This window comes from Streptomyces sp. MnatMP-M17 (assembly GCF_900091995.1).
GTDB lineage: Bacteria > Actinomycetota > Actinomycetes > Streptomycetales > Streptomycetaceae > Streptomyces.
The window spans coordinates 1-4,541 of the sequence record NZ_FMDK01000913.1; the positions used below are offsets into that span (position 1 = coordinate 1).

Genomic DNA, 4,541 nt, shown 5'->3' on the forward strand with positions numbered 1-4,541 from the left:
GTGACGGGCCTGGCCGCCGCTCTTCTGCCGGGGCCGGCTGCCGGTGGATTTGTCGGCGGGTCTGCCGGTGTGGGTCATCTAGCGCGTGCCTTCCATGGCCATCGGCCGGCCGCCTTCCGGCTGACCGCCTTCCACCGGCGGTGTCTCGACGGGCGGCGAACTGGGCCCGGTGGACGGCGGGTCCGGATCCGGGGATGTGCCGGTGGGAGGCACGCCGCCGGTGCCTCCGCTGTCTCCGCCCGGGTTGCCGCCGGTGCCTGGCGGTATCTCCGGATCGGGCTTGGTGCCGCCCGTACCGCCCGCCGGATCGGCGGGCGGCTTCGACGAAGCGGATGTGCCGGGCACCGGCTTGCCCGAGGCGTCGGTGGTGACGCTCTCCGAGGGCTGTGGCACGAACTCGCCGTTCGAGTCGGTCGGCGAGGGAGTGGTGACACCCGGTGCGCCGGGCGTCGCGCCGACGGACGCGCTGGTCGTCGGCGTGGGCTGTATCTCGGCGGTGTCGGACTTCTTCTCGTCGGCGAGGCCCGGTATCTGAAGCCAGGGCGCGCTGGAGCTGCCGCCGATCAGCGCGACGACCAGCGTCACCGCGTAGCAGGCACAGGCGATCGCCACGACCCAGCCCGCCCGGCGGAATGTCTTGCCGCGACGGCCGCTGGCGTCCACGAACACCGGGCCGACCGGGCCGTCGGAGGGATCGGGACCGGCTTCCCGCGCGGTACCTGACTCCTGCGCGGGATGGGTGCCCGTGGGCAGTTCGGAGAGCTGACGGCCCACGCCGTCGAGCTCGATCGTGACATCGTTCGGCTCATGCGTATGCCCTGTCCGGGCATCTTCTTGCCATTTGTCCACTGTGCTGCGCACATCCCCCCACCACTGAATGTTTTCGGGTGTCCCACGCGGCTGGCTGGATATCACTGCGGCGACCGAGCCCCCACTCGGACCGAGTACCCCCCTACCACACCGCACCCGGGGCACGAATGTAGCGCAGTGAGGTGGCCCGGGAGTTCAGCTTCGGAGGTTGCCGTGCATCAGTCCGGTGACACTGGCGGCGAGTCGGCGGGAAGCCAGCTTCCAGGGAACAGATCAAGCCAATTTTCCTCTTCAGCGAGTTCGGTGGCGGCGGCACGCAGCGCGTCCACTCCCGGGTGATTCAGTCCCTTCCGCCACACCAGCGACAGCGGCGACAGTGGTACGGGATCGACCAGCGGACGCAGTACGGCTCCCGGCAGCTCCGGAAAATCCACCACGGTGAGTACGGGCGCACGGGTCTTGGTCATTACCCGCCGGAACTCCTCGGCGCCCACCGCCATCGGCGCCGGCGGTGCGATCCCGATGGCGCGCCCGGCGAAGAGCTGCCGCGCCAGCTCCGTCCACTCCTGGGTCCCCGGATTGCCCGCGCCCGCGTACACGTTCTCACCGCTGAGCGCGTCGAGTGCCACCTCCGCGCGCTCGGCGAGAGGGTGATCGTACGGCAGCAGCACGGCCAGCCGCTCGTACCGGACGAGCTGGTGCGAGAGACCGGAGCGCAGTCCGGGCGTGAGCCCGCCGACATGGCCGAACGAGACATCGAGCCGCCCAGCGAGCATCTCGGCGGCGGCGCCGGTGAGTCCGCTCAGAAACCGGGCCATCAGCTCGATGCCCGGAGCGAGTTCACGAGCGCGCTCCAGCACCCGGCCGGAACCCATGCCCTCGGTGTTGAGATCGACGAGCAGCGCCCGCGCGCCACTCGCACAGGCCGCGAGCAACTCCTCCTGCGCGTCCAACACCCGCCGGGCATAAGGCAACAGCCGCTCACCGTCGGCAGTCAGCGTCACCTGCCGAGTGGTCCGTACGAACAACTCGGTCCCCAACTCCCGCTCCAGCCGCCGCACATCACGGCTGAGCGCCTGCTGGGCGACATACAGACGGGCGGCGGCGCGCGTGAAGTGCAGCTCCTCCGCGACAACAGTGAAGGCCCGGAGCAACCGTGGCTCTATATCTCGGAACACACCGCATTGAACAGCGGCCGGCACACGATACACAACACAGCCGCGTAAATAGCCGCTGACCAGGTGTTGGACCGGGAACACCGGGAGCCCCGAGGCTGAACGCATGCCGCACACACCCGAACCCGAAGCACCGCTGCTGACCGTGACGGGCCACACCCTGGTCCTGGCCCAGCGCTACGACCCGTACGCGCCCCCAAGAACACCCCACCCGCGCCACCGCCCACGCGCCCGTACCTTCGCCTTCGCGCGCAATCTCGTCGCGCGGCTCCGGGCACGCTCCCGGGCATGACTGAGGCCCCGCTGCCGGAGCAGTGGGGCCTCAGTCCGTGTTCACATGGGAATTGTGGAGATGGCGGGAATCGAACCCGCGTCCAACGGTGCGGAACCAGGACTTCTCCGAGCGCAGTCCGCTTCGCTTTTCTCAGCCCCGGAGATCACGCGGACAAGTCTCCGACGGGCTCAGTCACTGTTTGTTTTCCCACTGCTCCCCGTGACCGGGCTCAGTGGTTTAGTTCCCTAGCTGATGCCAGGATCCGGGTCGGGAACAGCCCCGGGCTGACACTCCGCGGAGTCTTCGCTAGCTGCTGTTAGGCAGCGAGGGCGAAGGCGGAGGAATCGCGCTTAGAAGTGGCGATTATTGTTTGCGACATATGGTTAACGAGATCATTGCCGCTTCCTCGGCTCGCTTCCCCTGCTTCGACATCCGCTGTCGAAACCGATCATCCCCATGTTGATTTTTCAATCGTGAGCGCGCACCCGCTGTGGGGTGCGCACCCATCGTACGTGATCAGCGCGCGACGGTGCCAGCGTATTCCGCCGAAGGAGTCCGGCCTGGGCGCTCAGGCCCGCTCCCGGCCCGGCGCTCAGGCCCGCTGGCGGCGCTTGACCGCCGAGATCGCGCGGTCCGTCTCGCGGCGGTCCTGCTTCTCGCGCAGCGTCTGGCGCTTGTCGTACTCCTTCTTGCCCTTCGCCAGCGCGATCTCGACCTTGGCCCGGCCGTCCTTGAAGTACAGGGCCAGCGGCACGACCGTATGGCCCGACTCCTGCGACTTGGACTCCAGCTTGTCGATCTCGGCGCGGTGCATCAGCAGCTTGCGCTTGCGCCGGGCGGTGTGGTTGGTCCACGTGCCCTGGCTGTACTCGGGCACATGGACGTTGTGCAGCCAGGCCTCGTGCCCGTCGATCTGGACGAAACCGTCCACCAGTGAGGCCCGTCCCTGGCGCAGGGACTTCACCTCGGTGCCGGTCAGCACGAGACCGCACTCATAGGTGTCGAGAATGTGGTAATCGTGCCGCGCCTTCTTGTTCTGCGCGATCAGTTTGCGCCCTGTTTCCTTAGCCATAGTCCCGCCATTTTCGCACCTCGGCGCAACTTCTTTACTGCGTGCCGCCGAGACCGCTCAGTACGGTCGTGGCCCGCTCCTGGGCGCGTTCACTCACCAGCAGATCCGGAGTGACGCCCCGGCCGTCCACGCCATGGCCGGCCGGAGTGCGGTAATGGCCCACGGTCAGCTCGGCGACGGAGCCGTCGGGCAGCCGGCTCGGCATCTGGACCGAGCCCTTGCCGAAGGTGCGCGAACCGACCGTGACGGACCGGCCGCGGTCCTGGAGGGCGCCGGTGACCAGCTCGGCGGCGCTCATCGTGCCGCCGTCGACCAGCACCACCACGGGCCGGCCGGTGTCACCGCCGGAAGCCGCGTACAGGGCGCGCTGCTCACCGCGTATGTCGTACGTGGCGACCAGACCGCCGTCGAGAAAGGCGGAGGCGGCCGTCACGGCCTCGGTGACCAGCCCTCCGGCGTTGCCGCGCAGATCCAGCAGGATGCCGATGCCCTCCGGCGCGGCGAGGACCGCGTCCCGTACCTGCTTGCCCGAGCCCTTGGTGAACGCCTCGACCGTGATCCGCAGCACACCGTCGGCGATACGGTCCACCGTGACGGACTCGGTGGCGAGCCTGGCGCGGCGCAGGCTCTTCGTCCAGGAGCGGCCGTCCCGCTCCAGTCCCAGGACGACGGTGGTCCCGACGGCGGCGGACGCGGATCCCTCGGTGTCCGGTCCGGGTCCGGATCCCTTGGCTGATCCGGACCCGGCCCCGGCTCCCGTTCCGGCCGTGGACCCGGCTCCCGTCCCGGCCGTGGATCCGGCCCCCGGGCTCTTCGTACCGCCGCGCAGCAGCGCCATGACCTCTGTCACCGGCCGCCGCGCGACACCGGCGCCGTCGATGGTCCTGATGATGTCGCCGGGCCCGATACCGGCCCGGGCCGCCGGGCCGCCGGGCTGGACCCGGGTCACCTCGATCAGCCCGTCGGCCGTCCGCCTGGCGCCGATCCCGACGCCGGTGTACATACCGTCGAGGGCCTGCTCGAACTCCTCGTACCGCTCCTTGTCGTACACCGCGCCCCAGCGGTCGCCGCTGCGGCTGACGACCTCCTCGGCCGCCTCCGCCGCGGACTTCCCGTCGGCCATGGCCTCGGCCGCCGCCCTGGCGACCTCGTCGCGGTCGGCCGTGGCGGCGACGTTCCTGGTGGGCACGCGGGCGGGCTTCTCCTCGGC

5 protein-coding genes and 1 other RNA gene are annotated in these 4,541 nt (G+C 69.7%); 1 reads left to right on the forward strand and 5 read right to left on the reverse strand.

Annotated features, from left to right (window positions below):
• Positions 1-78 precede the first annotated feature (78 nt).
• Positions 79-861 carry a hypothetical protein gene (locus GA0115259_RS33300; RefSeq protein WP_093603853.1) on the reverse strand — a complete coding sequence of 261 codons (783 nt, stop codon included), beginning with the start codon at positions 859-861 and terminating at the stop codon, positions 79-81.
• Positions 862-1,028: 167 nt separating this feature from the next.
• Positions 1,029-1,988 carry a LysR family transcriptional regulator gene (locus tag GA0115259_RS33305; protein ID WP_256098250.1) on the reverse strand — a complete coding sequence of 320 codons (960 nt, stop codon included), beginning with the start codon at positions 1,986-1,988 and terminating at the stop codon, positions 1,029-1,031.
• Between the two features lie 103 nt (positions 1,989-2,091).
• Between GA0115259_RS33305 and GA0115259_RS39760 the strand changes: the two genes are divergently transcribed.
• The gene (locus tag GA0115259_RS39760; RefSeq protein ID WP_141716791.1) at positions 2,092-2,277 is read left to right on the forward strand and encodes a hypothetical protein; all 186 of its coding nucleotides are present in this window, start codon (positions 2,092-2,094) and stop codon (positions 2,275-2,277) included.
• A gap of 52 nt (positions 2,278-2,329) precedes the next feature.
• On the opposite strand, the gene ssrA is transcribed toward GA0115259_RS39760, so the two are convergent.
• The 3 genes from ssrA to GA0115259_RS33320 form a co-directional block, all read right to left on the reverse strand.
• Positions 2,330-2,715: a transfer-messenger RNA gene (gene ssrA / locus GA0115259_RS33310) on the reverse strand.
• Between the two features lie 136 nt (positions 2,716-2,851).
• Positions 2,852-3,331, reverse strand: coding sequence for an SsrA-binding protein SmpB (smpB, locus tag GA0115259_RS33315; RefSeq protein WP_066943406.1), 480 nt, complete (start codon positions 3,329-3,331; stop codon positions 2,852-2,854).
• A 34-nt stretch (positions 3,332-3,365) separates the two neighbouring features.
• Positions 3,366-4,520, reverse strand: a complete 1,155-nt coding sequence (locus GA0115259_RS33320) for a S41 family peptidase (RefSeq protein ID WP_256098251.1) — start codon at positions 4,518-4,520, stop codon at positions 3,366-3,368.
• Between the last annotated feature and the right edge of the window lie 21 nt (positions 4,521-4,541).